The sequence below is a fragment of the Corynebacterium doosanense CAU 212 = DSM 45436 genome (genome assembly GCF_000767055.1).
Classification (GTDB): Bacteria; Actinomycetota; Actinomycetes; order Mycobacteriales; family Mycobacteriaceae; genus Corynebacterium; species Corynebacterium doosanense.
Map to the genome: position 1 here is coordinate 1621521 of NZ_CP006764.1, position 14464 is coordinate 1635984.

The following is a 14464-nucleotide window of genomic DNA, read 5'->3' on the forward strand; positions in this document are numbered from 1 at the left end:
GTGCCTAGTGCTGGTGGCCAGTCATCTCGGTGCTTTCGGCGCCTTCGCCGTAGTTCTCGTGGCCCGCGCCCATGGTGCGCACGGGGACATCCTTCACGGTGACCTCGTTGCCGCTGGCGAGCTGGATGGTCAGATCGACCACGTCGCCGGCCATGAGCATCGGTTCATGTCCCATGACCATGAAGTGATCGCCGCCCGGGGCCAGGGTGACACTTTCCCCCGCGGGGATGACCAGCGGTGAGGTGCGCTCGCGCATCGTGCCGTCGACGGTCTCGTGGATCTGGTTCATCGGGGCATCCAGGCTGGTGGAGAACCCGGTGACCTCGACGTCCTCGTCGGAGTCGTTGGTGAGGGTGCCGAAGATCGCCGTCATGTCGGAGTCCTCGCCCTTCTCCCGCACGACGCCGTCGGTGAAGGTCACGGCCTGGGACTGGGCCTGGGCGGTCTCGGACGTGGTGCTCGGGGCAGCGGTGTCGGAGGAGGGGTTTTCGTTCGGCGGGGAGCAGGCGGCCAGGGCCAGAGCGGCCGCCGCGGCGGAGGCTATGAGGACAGTGCGGTTCAGCATCGGGGGTGTCCTTCTAGATGTTCTCGGGATGATCGGTGTTCTCGTCCAGCTCGCGCGACATCCGGCCCTTGCGGAGGATCATGATGACCACGGCGATGAGAGCGAGGGCCGACAGTCCGATGATGACCCAGGCCGGCACGCTGGGCAGGCCGTCCTGCTCCGCCTCTTCGGTCTCAGTCTCAGCCTCAGCCTCAGCCTCAGTTTCCGATGCGGGCGCCGTTGTGGCGGCATCTCCGGCGACCGAGAACGAGGTCATGCCCTGGGTGGAGTGCCCGTCCGAGGAGGTGATCTGGAAGCCCACGCGGTAGTCGCCCGCGCCCGGGTCGACGTCCTCCGGGATCTCAAGGGTGAGCATGTGCCCGTCGATGGCCGGCTCCCCGGAGAAGAGGACCTCCTCCGTCTCAGCGTCGGAGAGCGCGAAGGTGTTGAAACCCTCGCGGGGCTCGGCGGAGAACTCCAGGGTGACCGACTCCGGGAACTCGGAGACGGTCGCGCCGTCGGCCGGGTCGCCGCCGATGACCGCATCATGGGCAATCGCGATGGGTGCACCGAGGGTGAGCAGGCCAGCCGCTGCCGCCACGGCCGCTCCGGTGCGGAGCGGTGATCGCCGGGAGGGGCGCGTCGAGAAGTTCATGTGCTTTTTCCGTCCTTCGTTGAGAATCGAGCAGTGCGCGGTGAAACCACGGTACCCAGCCGCGGTTTCCGCACAGTGTCCTACGCGCTAGTAGTCGCCGGGGACGGGACGAAAGTTCCCCGTTACCCCTCGTTCACCAATATGAGGTGCGTTACACCGTGTTCCTGGCGCAAAAAAGGCCCGCCGTCTCCGGCGGGCGACTCTGGTGGTCCTAGCTGGGTTCAAACCAGCTAGTAATGATATGGTGGATACATTATCAGTGCAGCTAGTAGGGTTTTAACAGTGCCGAAAAGCGCCGTGGAACGTCACAGAACGCCAATCTAAGTACCACGTAGGTACCACGAGGATGAGGAAACCATTATGGCCCGCGAAGCTTGGGGAATCATTGACCGACTACCGTCCGGGCGGTACCGCGCCCGCTACACCCATGACGGTGCCCGTCATAAGGCGCCAGACACGTTCGAGACCAAGACCCAGGCGCGTGAGTATCTTGCCGGTGAACGTTCGGCCATTGCAGCCGGCACGTGGATTCACCCGGATGAGCGAGAGAAGGCCGGCAAGCAAGCCCAGCAGGCTCGTGACCGAGCCCAGATAACTTTCGGTGTCTACGCGACCCGCTGGATCACCACACGGACGAATGGGCGTGGCCACCCCATCAAGGCCTCGACCCGCGGCGAGTACCTGAGGTTGGTCGAGACTGGGCGTCTTGCCTCCTGGTCTGAGACGCCGCTGGCCGAGGTCACTGCCGCCGCCGTGCGCGACTGGTACGCCGAACAGATCGCCACCGGCAAGCTCACCGCCGTAGCCCGTGCCTACGACCTGATGAAGTCCATTCTTAAGACCGCCGTCGAGGATGAGCTCATCGAAACCAACCCCTGCCGCGTCCGAGGCGGGTCAACAGCATCCACGGGCAAGAAAGTCACTCCCCCGGCCGACGACGAGCTGGACCAGATTATCGAGGCCCTGCCCGAGAAATACCGATCCGTCGCCGTCCTGGCCGCGGCCGGTGGCCTCCGCTTCGGCGAGATTATCGCCTTGACCCGCGACGACATCACCATCGAGCTGACCAACGACGGCGACGTCGACGCTGTGCGGATTGCCGTCGCCAGGTCGATTGCCCACACCAAGAGGTCCGGCCGAGTCGAGGGTACGACGAAGAGTGAAGCTGGTGAGCGTGTGGCCGCCATCTTCGGTGCCGACGCGGTGACCATCGCAGCCCACGTCGAGAGGGTCCCCCCAGGTAAGCGCCTGTGGCACGCTGCCCGCGACCAAAACCAGCCGTTGCCGTACCACACGTTCGAGCACAACTGGAAGAAGGCAGCAGCGTCCGTGGGCTCCACCGCAAACTTTCACTCCCTGCGGCATTACAGCGGCACCCGCTACGCGCAGACCGGCGCGACGCTGAAGGAAACGATGGCCCGCCTCGGACACAGCTCCCCCGTGGCCGCGATGCGCTACCAACACGCTGGTACACGCGACGACGAGCTGGCCCGGAGAGCTGCGCGGTAACTCTCCCGCGCAGCACAGCTGCGCCGACGGCATGCATGATAAACCCATCCCCCGAAAGGAACCGTCATGCACGCCGACAGCATCCGTGAGGCCCTCAAGGCCCGCCTGCACACCGCCTCACCGATCCAGGGCCGACATATCCGCTCCGTGACCGTGAAGATCGACCAAGACGACCCCCAAACCGCGTGGCTCACCATCACTGATCACACCGAGGCCGGGGAGGCCACCGACCACTTGTTCAGCTTCTCGTGGATCGACGACCTGAATGTGAACAATCTCGCCGACTCCGTGATCCAGGCATACCTGTACACGATCACCGTCGACGAGCACGTTGCCCGTGAGCTGGCGCCACACCTGGGCATGGGCCACACAGTGTCACCGTGTTATCCCATCACTTATACGATCGGGGCCGTCCCCTGTTTGGTGGACACGCTGACCCTGGCCCACAATGGGCCGGAGAATGCGAGAGACCACCATGCCGAAGAACACCTACACCGATGAGTTCAAAGCCGACGCGGTCCGGCTCTACGAGGACACCAAGGGCGCTTCATTTTCCTCAATCGCCGTGGACCTCGGCATCAGCCGGGCGACGTTGAAGAACTAGGTCTACGCCGCCCGCAGGGCCCGCGGCGTCCCGCCCAGCCGCACCGCCGAGGACCCCACCGACGAGCTGCTGCGCCTGCGCAAAGAAGTCCAGCACCTGCGCTCGGAGACCCAGAAGCTTTCCACCGAGCGCGATATCCTGCGCAAGGCCGCGAAGTATTTCGCGGGAGAGACGACCTGGTGATCCGCTTCCAGTTCGTTGACGACTACGCCACCACCTACTCGGTGAAGCGGTTGTGTCATGTCCTTAATCTGAACCGGTCAAGCTTTTACAAGTGGCGGGACGGCAAGCCTGCCCGCAGGCAGCGCCAGCACGCCGATGATGTGCTGGTGGCCCAGATGCGGGACTACCACGAGGAGTTCGACGCCACGATCGGAGTGCGCCGCATGACCGCCGAAATCAACGACACCGCGCCCACGCCGGTCAACCACAAACGCATCGAACGTCTCATGCGCCAGCACCAGATCGCCGGGGTGAACCTGCGCAAGAAGAAACGCACCACCATCCCGGACCAGGACGCGAGGGTCTTCGACGACCTCGTCGGCCGAGACTTCACCGCCGAGGACTGCAACCAGCTCTATATCGGCGACATCACCTACTTGCCCTGCGGGAAAGGAGAATTCATGTACCTGGCCACGGTCATCGACGTCTGTTCCAGGCGTCTGGTCGGCTACTCGCTTGCGGACCACATGCGTACCAGTCTCGTCCAGGACGCGATTGAGGACGCGGCACGCACGAGAGGCTCCCTGGACGGGGCAATATTTCACTCGGACCACGGCAGCGTCTATACCTCCTCAGCGTTCCAGACCACGTGCCGGAGGCTGGGGATCCGCCAGTCGATGGGCCGGATCGGATCGAGTGCGGATAACGCGATGGCTGAGTCGTTCAACGCCTCGCTGAAGCGGGAGACGCTGCAAGGTTCTGGTGGTTGGGCGTCGCCGGTTCAGTGTCGACGGGAGGTGTTCCGGTGGATCACGAGGTACAACACATGTCGTCGGCACTCCGGGATCAGTTACTTATCGCCGAGAGCTTTCGAACACCGCGCCACGGCTGTTACCGTGGCACCCGCTGCTTGATCAATCCTGCGTGTCCACTCAAAGGGGGACACCCCCATCGTTTACGTGACACTCTCGACCGACATGTGCACACCTACGAAAATTGTCACTTAACGCATAATTTATTCTATATTACTCAAAGGGTTCCAAAGGACAGTAAAGTGACGGGAAATTCGGGCAGAATTTTCTGCGAGGGAAATCCTTAGTTTGACCCATGACATTCTTTGTACCTTTGGAGAAAAGGAGCATGACCCAGCCAATGTGATCATGCAAAGCCTCGCTTACTACCGATGTCTGAAAGCATGGGCCCACCCCGGCTCCAACATCGAGAGCAGAGTGCAGCTGTATCGCGAGATACAATCCCGGCGTGTACTTCGCCATTGCGCCGTTCCCCGTGGAAATAGTGAACCCAGAACCAGAATTCTGGACCGCCTCAAACGTTTTTGCTTCGCTTGCCTTAGTTGTATCCATTTTTACTGCGATTTGGCAATGGTGGAGCAGCGGAGCGAGGGTAAAACTGGATTTTTCAGTCTATGGGTCGGAAGTGATTCCAGAAGGCGATAGAAATTATCCCAAGGCCTCTTTGATCGTGATTGCTAAGAACGCAGGAAGAACAGAAACTACGGTTACCGATCCTCTAATCCACACCGGGGAACTGCCGCGCCTCAGATGGACCACCATGTGGCTAGGCTCATGGAGACACAGTGGGAGCGGTAAAGGGCAGCACTTCCCAGTAGGAGATATCGCCGAGGTCGAGATCCCATTGGCCCAGATTATGGGGTTCACGCCCGCCGTTCACGAACCGGTCAAAGATCTTAAAATCGAAGTTGTCACTGCCAACAAGGTATTCAACAAGAAACTTCCTAAAGATGTTGCAAGGGTAGTGCAGGGGTGGGTCGATCAATGCAGCCAGCATAGAGAAACCAAGTTGGAAGAGTAATTACCTGCGATTTTAGTAATTGTGGCAAAAGTTTTATAAGTCCTGAAGGGATCTTTAGTTTTCAAATTCCCCCAAAGTGGAGAAGACAACCTCGTGGCCTGGAAGCACATCGTAAACATAATGCTCCCACCTGGGTTCCTCTCGGAGGGTGAGCTTTCCGTATGGAAGATTTGTCACTGTAGGAATCGGAGCATTCAGGTATTCAAAGCGCCGAATGCTTTCCTCGGCTGTAGCGGGCAGAATGACCTCTTCGCGGGTGATCGGCTGCGCCATAACGCCGTTTTGGTCTACAAGGAAAATCTCAGTTTTGCCCTGTGGGTAAGTTACCATGTAGCAGGTGGACTGCTCGGTGCTCGGCACCGGTCTCTTACGGTCGCCAGCCCGGAAGTATGACAGCGCACTCCCCCATCTCCGGAAAACTCTGAGTCGAAAGTTCACATCGGTCAGGCTGGTTTCATAGCTAGAAAACTGTTCATCCCAGCCACCTCGAGATTCAAGACCCGCTCGACCGAGAAAAGCAAGTGCAGTGATAGGCCGCCTTGTTCTGGTTTCAAAGGCTTGATCGGCTAGAAACTCTACAAGAGCGTTGACTGTCTCCACGCAAGTGCGCAATTCACTTGAGGTGGGTAGATACCCATCATGGACAGCTTGGTTTCGAAGATCAGTGACGTAGGTGATCCACCTAACAATGACCTCGGGGGTGTTACGGCCCCACCCTGAGTAGAACTTCCCCAGTTCGTTCTTAACAAGATCGACGATGCCTCGGGGGCTACCTCTCTCGGTTAGGAATTTGCTTGCCGCTTCTTCTGGGCGCAGATTCTGCTCCCAAAGGTTGTGCTGCAGAAGTTCATCCAATAGAGACTCACAGGCAGAGGCATACAGGATGATTGCAGTCCGGTAGTTACCTTCCTCAAAAAAGGTCAGATCAGCCTCGCGTCGGAAGTCACGATAGGTGATGAACGGTCCTGTGGTGGATAGATTTACCAGTGCAGCATCGATCCAGGTGTCCAGTTGAGCATAATCCTGAGTGCTGTCAGGAGCGATAGGGATACTCCAGTTGACGTTGAAGATGCTGAAGCTTTCCACGTCCGGTAGATCGGTCTTGTCGATCATCTCCCACGGTTTGGTATCAGAGGTTGCGATCGGAATCATCGGGGGAAGCGATTCCCTTGCCACGATCCTGAGCGGTTCATCCAGGGCCATGGCGATTGCCCGGAGGAGAATATTTAGCTCCGAGACCGCATAGTCGAAGGCCCTGGTTATTTCGTCTGGGGCGTCATTGTTCAGATCCTGGGCAGCGACCAGGGGCGTGTAATCCAACTCCACCATGGCTTCAACGACCGTCTGATGGGCAGTGCGCAGGATGCCAGGAGGGCTTTCTTGCCGGGGCTGGGTGTGTGTCCTCTTGGCGGCAATCTCGAAACCGGCTTCCATCGGCAGATGCGGAGAACCCTGGAGTACACGCTGATGGAAGATGAAGTGTGCGCTGTCTGTGGTCGGGGTGATCACCCCTTCCTCCGTCTTTTGCTGCCCAGATGGGTATTTCGTCTTATTGAAGCCGTCAGGCACTGGGAGCGCCCGGCCAAGCGGGATAAAAAAGTGCACTGTTGAACCCATAGTTATAAGTCTCCATCGTTGGATTCGGCATCGAGTATAGCTGCATCTGGATGGTCTTCTGTCGGTTCCTTGTCCCAAGCATCGAGAATCTCTCTGTGTACCCGAGCTAGGATCTCAAGCATGTGGCGGCCGGTGACAATATTCTTGTCTGCCGCTGGGTCACGAATCTCTGTTGGGACAATGGTGCCCACCAAAGCGAGCAGGAATGTGGATCCGAGAATGGCCGGAAACGCGAGACCATCAATAGTCGGTCCGCCGTTGTACCCCATTACACCTGTTTCATCTGGTTTTCCTGCATCTAGTAAACCGGTTGAGCTTGCATGCAAGTGTTCGCTGGCGATTCGGTAGTAGGCGTTTAGGCTGGGCATGATGAGCTCGTTCAAGCCCATGAATGATGGTGTTCCCTTGGGAAACAGAGGCGCCGCCCAGTCCCAGGTTGTCGCAAATGCCTTACCATAGGTGCCGATGAGCTCCTTCTTTCGGGAATCGAGAACGTCGAGGACCTCGGCGTTGATGGTGTCCGCAATTCCTGGGATTTCAGTCCCGATCAGGTCCCTGGCGGCTCCGTTGATGAATACTTCATGATGAAGAAGGTAGCGTTCCACGAGGTCAGGGTGGTCCGACTCGGGTGAGCCGTATTCCCAGAGGACTGCCGCGACAACAAAGAGTTCATGGAGAGAGCGAACACGGGTGAATGCGCCCTGGGGGTAACCACCTCGCAGCAACCAGGTTACTTCGTTGAAGGCGAGCAACGCCCGCGCTGCGAGCCCGGTCAAGGTAGTGAATAGGGCAGCATAGGCATCATCTTCTGGGTCAGCTTCGAGATGCTCGTGACGACTCTCGGCCCCCCAATTGACGGCGTCCATGGCGCTTCTCCAGAAAAGGTCCATCAGGTTGAACGCATGGCCATGCTGCTCGGCGATGTGCACACGGAGCGCCTCTCGTTCTGCCAGTTCGACTGGCTTTTCAGCCTGGGCTTCTTCAATAAAAAGCTGCCAGAATTTTTCGAACTGTTCATCACCCTCTGGCGCCGTTATTCCGGGTTCGAAGCTGAACTCGGCCTTCATAACTACCATCCTCTTTTCCTTCAGACCTCTGCGTTGTAGTCAAGCCTGTCATATGACATCGACATCGAAACCTAAAAGATCGGAACTTTGTTCCATAACCCTATGATAAAGAGCCTCCCAACCAGTGCCTATAGCAGACCTGACCGCGGTCCTGCGGAGTCGATGCCACCATTCGATATCGGGGCGTCGTACGGACCGGTTAAGGCAATCAAGGGACGGACCAAGCACCTGCGCGGCATTGCCCTCGGGTTTAGAAATCTCAACCATTCCATCTTGGAGTGTCTGATCCACTCCGGACAGCTGCAGGCGGAGATCAATATACTCTGAATCGTGAAGAACCACCATGGCTCTTCGCGTTTCGGAGTGCGTAGGTGAGCCCAGGGTGGAGTTCGGGGTGGCACAACATATAGGGGTCCTGGCCGGTACAAGATGAGAGTTGCGAAGCTTCCATCTGACCGAACCAGGACCCTACTGTGCAGCCTACTACTGGCAACCTCGTGGCCGACACCATCTGCCGTACCGCGGAAATCGGCCTGACCATCACCGGTGCCGCCGACGCCGGCACCCTCACCATCATCGACGCCGCACCCGTGACCGTGGACGGACTCTGCCCCGAGTGCGGAAATCCCGGAAAGCTACGGGACCACATCGTCCGGACCCTGGTCGACCTTCCCGTCGTGGGGTTCCCCACCCGCCTTCATGTCCGTGTCCCCCGCTTCACCTGCACGAATCAACAATGTCCGAGGAAAATCTTCCAAGCCTCTCTGAACTGCGCCGATGACGGTGCGAAGCTCACCCACCGGGTCACCCGCTGGGTCCTCCAGCGACTGGCCCTCGACCGGATGAGCGTGGCCGCCACCGCGAAAGCCCTCGGGGTGGGCTGGGAATTGGTCAACCAGGTCGCAATCGATGCCTGCCGCAAGCTGGTCTACGACCACCCCCTCCCATCTGGACGGGGTGCGCATCCTCGGGGTGGATGAGCACGTGTGGAAACACACCCGACGCCCAGGCCAGCCATCGTCGTTCGTGACGGTCCTGGTGGACCTCACCCCGCTGGTCGACGGGACAGGGCCTGCCCGCCTGCTGGACATGCGCCCGGGACGCAGCGCAGAAGTTCTACGTAGCTGGCTGCAGGAACGCACCCCCGACTTCAGGGAAAACGTCCAGGTGGTGACGATGGACGGGTTCACCGGCTACGCCAGCGCTGTCGACCAGGTCCTCCCGGACGCCACCAAGGTCATGGATCCTTTCCACGTCGTGCACCTGGCCGCCGACAAACTCACCGGATGCCGGCAACGACTCCAACGTGAGACCCAAGGACGGCGGGGCCGGAAGGACGATCCCTTGTACAAGCACCGGCGTACCCTGTTGACTAGGACGAACTACCTCTCAGAGCGGCAGAACAGGCGGCTCGACCTGTTGTGGGTCACCGACGATGATTATGTCGCACTCGAGGTGACCTGGATGTTCTACCAGGACATGATTGCGGCGTACGGGCATCCGAAGAAGTCGGAGGGCAAGAAGATCATGAGCAGGGTGATCAACAGCATTCGTAAGGGCCTACCAGCGGGTCTGGAGGAGCTTGCCCAGCTGGGCCGGACCCTGTGGCGTCGCCGCGACGACGTTCTGGCGTACTTCGATGTGGGGGCGTCCAACGGCCCCGTCGAAGCCATCAACGGACGGCTGGAGCACCTGCGGGGAATCGCCCTCGGGTTCCGGAACCTGGACCACTACATCTTGCGGTCACTGATCCACTCCGGACAGCTGCACAACCGGATCAACGCACTCTAAATCGCGAAGAGCCTCCTATCGTCCCAACTTTGCAACAGCACCGGATATAGTTACCCCATGACTGACTCCGTACCGCTCCGCATTTTTCTGGCTTCTCCTGGGGACCTAGGGGAGGAGCGCGCAATTGTGGAAAGCTGCGTCAAAGAATATAGCGCGCGGAGCAATGGCGAGAATAGTGAAAATTTCGAAGTCGTTGGGTGGGAACAGGTGAGAGGGACCGCCCGACGGCCCCAGGAAGCAATTAATGAACTCATTCATGAGAGTCATTTCTTAATTGTGCTTTTTAAGGAATTATGGGGCAGTGAACCGGGCAGCCCTTGGGGATATACCTCTGGGACTGAGGAGGAACTCTTTACGGGACTACTGGAACTTGGTCAGGCTGATCAACCAATGCGGGATGTGTGGGTGGCATTTGTCAAACATCCCTCACCTGCTCCTCAAGTTGTAGCCCTCCAAAGTCAAATGGCTCAGTCCCACTCGGTAATGTATGAATCAATTGTTAACTCCCGTGACCTTAAAGACAAACTGACCAAGCGTCTCGAAGGTTGGTCGGAGTCGGCAGAATTTAAGGCTCCCAGGAACATTGATCTACTTTCATCCTCGGGGAAGGATGTTCTTAAAGCAGCTCGGCTCCGCCTGAAGGGTGAGAAACTGATTGAACTGGGTCAAACTAGTGCAGGAAGGGATGCGCTAAAAGAAGCTGCGATTTTGGGGGGTCCGGTTGAGCAGCTGGCATATGCCAAATTTCTCACCCGACAGGGAGACCTCGAGGAAGCAAGTGCTTTAACGGAGACAGCCATCGGACACTTTATTAGTGATACGTTCCCCCTGTACTCGCCACTTGCGGCGGAAGCTTTCGCTGATAAAGCCGGAATACTACGTCGACAAGGACGTGACGTGGATGCTATTGGAAGGCTCGAACATGCTCTGACGCTCCTCCATGAGCACGATCCGTATACGGAGAACGCCCGTTGCCGGATTCTGGATTTTCTGGGACACGCATACCGGAAGACCGGGAAGCTGATCTTGGCCCGAGAATACTTTCAGAAGGCCTTCGATTACAGGCAGAAGACTGAGAAGGATCTGGAGAAGTTCCAGTCTTTGATCAACTTGGCTCGGATCGAACTTGAGGACGACAACGTGGAGGTTGCGGATGAATATATGGATCAGGTCATCGAAGGTTTGCAGCAAACCCCTCCTACTGCGTTGCATGCCAACGGGCACGCATTAGCTGCGGAGATCCGACTTCGGCAGGGAAGAGCCAGCGAGGGTATTTCTTACGCTCAGCGCGCCCTGTCCCTGAATCGTCAGCTGTCGAACAAATATGGTGAGGCAATATCCTTATACATACTTGCGGAATGTTACCGAGAAGCTGGTAAGGAAAGCGAAGCGAAGAAATATGCACACGAGTGTCTCGAGTTGAATCAGTTGATGGAAAATGAATTTGGTTCACAGCAGGCCCAAGGGGTTATTGATCGGCTGGGAATACAATGATTTTGATCAATTTTCAGATCAATCGGACACAATAGTGCCCTCTGAGTTAACTTGGACGTAATCAAGACTAGGCCAAAGTAAAGCAGTGAGTCGCCCGTCCTGTGTTCCGCACCCGGTATCTAAGTAAGCTGAGTCCTGTTCAATCCGCGGCAGCTTGCCGGTTGGAATATGCGCACTAATTAGAAACTTATGAGTTGCTGTAGTTGAAGGAATATGTTGAGCGATCAAGTCGTCATTTTCGTAGACTTTCAACATATTCCGAAGGAAGTTTAAGTGTTCTATAGGGAATCCATCCCTAAAATCCTTAAATGCATCAGCTCCTACATGTGGACCGACATATGATCGGATAGTCATAGCTCCTCCTATTCTGAGAAAAGCAGCTAGATCGCCTGTTTCCAACGCATTGAGTAGGGCTATCTCATGGTTTCCCGCAAGGAGGGTCGCTTGGCCGTTTCGCGCATAAGCCATGAGTTCTTGCATGACCTCTAACGAGTGTGAACCTTTGTTAATGTAATCGCCGAGGAAAACCATGTGCGGGTTTCCTCGCTTAGCGAGGATCGAGCAAATGCCCTGAAGGGCGGTGATGTTCCCATGCACATCACCTATGAATGCGGTTTCTCTCCTCAAAGTAGGATCATCTCCATCTCCGTGTAGTCGCCACCCATCTCTTTGGGCTCTAAAGCTAGGAACGCCATTGAAAGAACATCACTGGAGTTTCCCCATTCATTAATCACTGTGGCCTCCAGGGAGCCGTGTTTATTGTGGGGAAAATCACCAACTATTTCACGGAGACGAGATAGGCATTCCTCGAGATCTTTAACTGAATTCTCTCCTTCCGGCCGAGAGGTCAGGAGCCGGGGTAGGTCTTCATCACTGTGCCGGGCTGAAAGTTCGCGTACAGAAAAACAAGGGCGGTCCTCCGCAATGGCCTGAGCATAAAGGCAACTTCGTAACAGATACCGGGCTTGGCGTAAAAGCCCAGAAAGGTGTTTAGGGATATCTCGATCGAGATTAGTGAAAATCTGAGACATGTTCCGAGCTCGATTGAAGAGCCGGTTAGTATTGACCTCGCCCATATTTATAATGGCTTGAGTGAGGTAGCCCGTGTCATCCTGGATTATCTTGGCATCTCGTTTAAGGTGAGATCCGAATAGGGTGCCGGCGCCAGTGGACAGCTGATCGAGGGTGTAATAGCTGATGTTTACATCGCCGGAGTGGGTGCTAGGACGAGGTCGGGGAACTAGTGCCAATATATCTAGATCGGAATCGGGACCAGCGTCCCCACGGGCTTGGCTGCCGTAGATTAAAATTCCTTCAACTTCTGTAGGGAGAACGGGAAAGTCTTTTAGCATATGAGCTGGGATTTCCATTTCCAACAAAATGTTAATCACATCGTTATTATTCATGTACTTTTTCGTTTTTCGCATCTTTACTTGTTTCCATTAATGGGATGAATATAGTTAAAAAACGCAGAAGGGTTTTGTGGACATCGTTTACTTCAATTAATTCTAATATTGCAGGCCTCATCCGAACCCGTTAGTTGCCCCTATTGGTTGCATTTACTATGGGGTATACGCAGTTAGAAAGGGGGAGTGTTCTTTTGCTGTTCGTAGACGCCCAGAGCGAATCTACACCAGGCCAGGGCCGCGTCTACGGCCAGGTGGGCGTGTACTTCGTTGACATCCGGAAGAACGTGGTTGGCGTGTCCCGCATCAGTGGTTTTTCTCAGTTTACTGGCTCTTCGCGATTTAGAGTGCGTTGATCCGGTTGTGCAGCTGTCCGGAGTGGATCAGTGACCGCAAGATGTAGTGGTCCAGGTTCCGGAACCCGAGGGCGATTCCCCGCAGGTGCTCCAGCCGTCCGTTGATGGCTTCGACGGGGCCGTTGGACGCCCCCACATCGAAGTACGCCAGAACGTCGTCGCGGCGACGCCACAGGGTCCGGCCCAGCTGGGCAAGCTCCTCCAGACCCGCTGGTAGGCCCTTACGAATGCTGTTGATCACCCTGCTCATGATCTTCTTGCCCTCCGACTTCTTCGGATGCCCGTACGCCGCAATCATGTCCTGGTAGAACATCCAGGTCACCTCGAGTGCGACATATTCATCGTCGGTGACCCACAACAGGTCGAGCCGCCTGTTCTGCCGCTCTGAGAGGTAGTTCGTCCTAGTCAACAGGGTACGCCGGTGCTTGTACAAGGGATCGTCCTTCCGGCCCCGCCGTCCTTGGGTCTCACGTTGGAGTCGTTGCCGGCATCCGGTGAGTTTGTCGGCGGCCAGGTGCACGACGTGGAAAGGATCCATGACCTTGGTGGCGTCCGGGAGGACCTGGTCGACAGCGCTGGCGTAGCCGGTGAACCCGTCCATCGTCACCACCTGGACGTTTTCCCTGAAGTCGGGGGTGCGTTCCTGCAGCCAGCTACGTAGAACTTCTGCGCTGCGTCCCGGGCGCATGTCCAGCAGGCGGGCAGGCCCTGTCCCGTCGACCAGCGGGGTGAGGTCCACCAGGACCGTCACGAACGACGATGGCTGGCCTGGGCGTCGGGTGTGTTTCCACACGTGCTCATCCACCCCGAGGATGCGCACCCCGTCCAGATGGGAGGGGGTGGTCGTAGACCAGCTTGCGGCAGGCATCGATTGCGACCTGGTTGACCAATTCCCAGCCCACCCCGAGGGCTTTCGCGGTGGCGGCCACGCTCATCCGGTCGAGGGCCAGTCGCTGGAGGACCCAGCGGGTGACCCGGTGGGTGAGCTTCGCACCGTCATCGGCGCAGTTCAGAGAGGCTTGGAAGATTTTCCTCGGACATTGTTGATTCGTGCAGGTGAAGCGGGGGACACGGACATGAAGGCGGGTGGGGAACCCCACGACGGGAAGGTCGACCAGGGTCCGGACGATGTGGTCCCGTAGCTTTCCGGGATTTCCGCACTCGGGGCAGAGTCCGTCCACGGTCACGGGTGCGGCGTCGATGATGGTGAGGGTGCCGGCGTCGGCGGCACCGGTGATGGTCAGGCCGATTTCCGCGGTACGGCAGATGGTGTCGGCCACGAGGTTGCCAGTAGTAGGCTGCACAGTAGGGTCCTGGTTCGGTCAGATGGAAGCTTCGCAACTCTCATCTTGTACCGGCCAGGACCCCTATATGTTGTGCCACCCCGAACTCCACCCTGGGCTCACCTACGCACTCCGAAACGCGA

Annotated in this window: 10 protein-coding genes and 4 pseudogenes; 7 read left to right on the forward strand and 7 right to left on the reverse strand. The window is 57.6% G+C overall.

The window, feature by feature from the left end; all coding sequences use genetic code 11:
- Window positions 1-4: 4 nt before the first annotated feature.
- Both CDOO_RS07970 and CDOO_RS07975 read right to left on the reverse strand, forming a co-directional pair.
- Window positions 5-565 carry a copper chaperone PCu(A)C gene (locus tag CDOO_RS07970; protein WP_018023018.1) on the reverse strand — a complete coding sequence of 187 codons (561 nt, stop codon included), beginning with the start codon at window positions 563-565 and terminating at the stop codon, window positions 5-7.
- A 13-nt stretch (window positions 566-578) separates the two neighbouring features.
- Window positions 579-1199: a copper resistance CopC family protein gene (locus CDOO_RS07975; RefSeq protein WP_018023019.1), complete on the reverse strand. Its 621-nt coding sequence runs from the start codon at window positions 1197-1199 to the stop codon at window positions 579-581.
- A gap of 360 nt (window positions 1200-1559) precedes the next feature.
- Between CDOO_RS07975 and CDOO_RS07980 the strand changes: the two genes are divergently transcribed.
- The 4 genes and pseudogenes from CDOO_RS07980 (at window position 1560) to CDOO_RS13630 (ending at window position 5307) form a co-directional block, all read left to right on the forward strand.
- Window positions 1560-2708 (forward strand): tyrosine-type recombinase/integrase, encoded by a 1149-nt coding sequence (locus CDOO_RS07980; RefSeq protein ID WP_018023020.1) that lies wholly within the window; start codon window positions 1560-1562, stop codon window positions 2706-2708.
- 66 nt (window positions 2709-2774) lie between these two features.
- On the forward strand, window positions 2775-3209 hold the full coding sequence (locus tag CDOO_RS07985) for a hypothetical protein (protein WP_018023021.1): 435 nt from the start codon (window positions 2775-2777) through the stop codon (window positions 3207-3209).
- A pseudogene (locus CDOO_RS07995) lies at window positions 3184-4388 on the forward strand (IS3 family transposase). Before CDOO_RS07985 ends, CDOO_RS07995 begins: the two are co-directional and overlap by 26 nt.
- Window positions 4389-4734: 346 nt before the next feature.
- The gene (locus CDOO_RS13630; RefSeq protein WP_081610416.1) at window positions 4735-5307 is read left to right on the forward strand and encodes a hypothetical protein; all 573 of its coding nucleotides are present in this window, start codon (window positions 4735-4737) and stop codon (window positions 5305-5307) included.
- Between the two features lie 54 nt (window positions 5308-5361).
- Here the strand turns inward: CDOO_RS13630 and CDOO_RS14105 are convergent, their stop codons facing one another.
- Together CDOO_RS14105 and CDOO_RS14355 are read right to left on the reverse strand one after the other, a co-directional pair.
- Window positions 5362-6924 (reverse strand): hypothetical protein, encoded by a 1563-nt coding sequence (locus CDOO_RS14105; protein WP_018023061.1) that lies wholly within the window; start codon window positions 6922-6924, stop codon window positions 5362-5364.
- Window positions 6925-6926: 2 nt separating this feature from the next.
- Entirely contained in the window at window positions 6927-7991 is a 1065-nt protein-coding gene (locus CDOO_RS14355; RefSeq protein ID WP_245616211.1) for a DUF5677 domain-containing protein, read from the reverse strand.
- A gap of 171 nt (window positions 7992-8162) precedes the next feature.
- Here CDOO_RS14355 and CDOO_RS13950 point away from each other — a divergent pair.
- The 3 genes and pseudogenes from CDOO_RS13950 to CDOO_RS08025 form a co-directional block, all read left to right on the forward strand.
- Window positions 8163-8318: pseudogene (locus CDOO_RS13950) on the forward strand (ISL3 family transposase); the annotation flags it as partial.
- A 146-nt stretch (window positions 8319-8464) separates the two neighbouring features.
- A pseudogene (locus CDOO_RS08020) lies at window positions 8465-9782 on the forward strand (ISL3 family transposase).
- Window positions 9783-9839: 57 nt separating this feature from the next.
- The gene (locus CDOO_RS08025; protein ID WP_026159518.1) at window positions 9840-11276 is read left to right on the forward strand and encodes a tetratricopeptide repeat protein; all 1437 of its coding nucleotides are present in this window, start codon (window positions 9840-9842) and stop codon (window positions 11274-11276) included.
- An 18-nt stretch (window positions 11277-11294) separates the two neighbouring features.
- On the opposite strand, the gene CDOO_RS13635 is transcribed toward CDOO_RS08025, so the two are convergent.
- The 3 genes and pseudogenes from CDOO_RS13635 to CDOO_RS08030 form a co-directional block, all read right to left on the reverse strand.
- The gene (locus CDOO_RS13635) at window positions 11295-11873 is read right to left on the reverse strand and encodes a metallophosphoesterase (protein WP_245616270.1); all 579 of its coding nucleotides are present in this window, start codon (window positions 11871-11873) and stop codon (window positions 11295-11297) included.
- Window positions 11874-11899: 26 nt separating this feature from the next.
- The gene (locus CDOO_RS13640; protein ID WP_155861409.1) at window positions 11900-12682 is read right to left on the reverse strand and encodes a nucleotidyltransferase domain-containing protein; all 783 of its coding nucleotides are present in this window, start codon (window positions 12680-12682) and stop codon (window positions 11900-11902) included.
- 342 nt (window positions 12683-13024) lie between these two features.
- Window positions 13025-14342 (reverse strand): annotated as a pseudogene (locus CDOO_RS08030) (ISL3 family transposase).
- Between the last annotated feature and the right edge of the window lie 122 nt (window positions 14343-14464).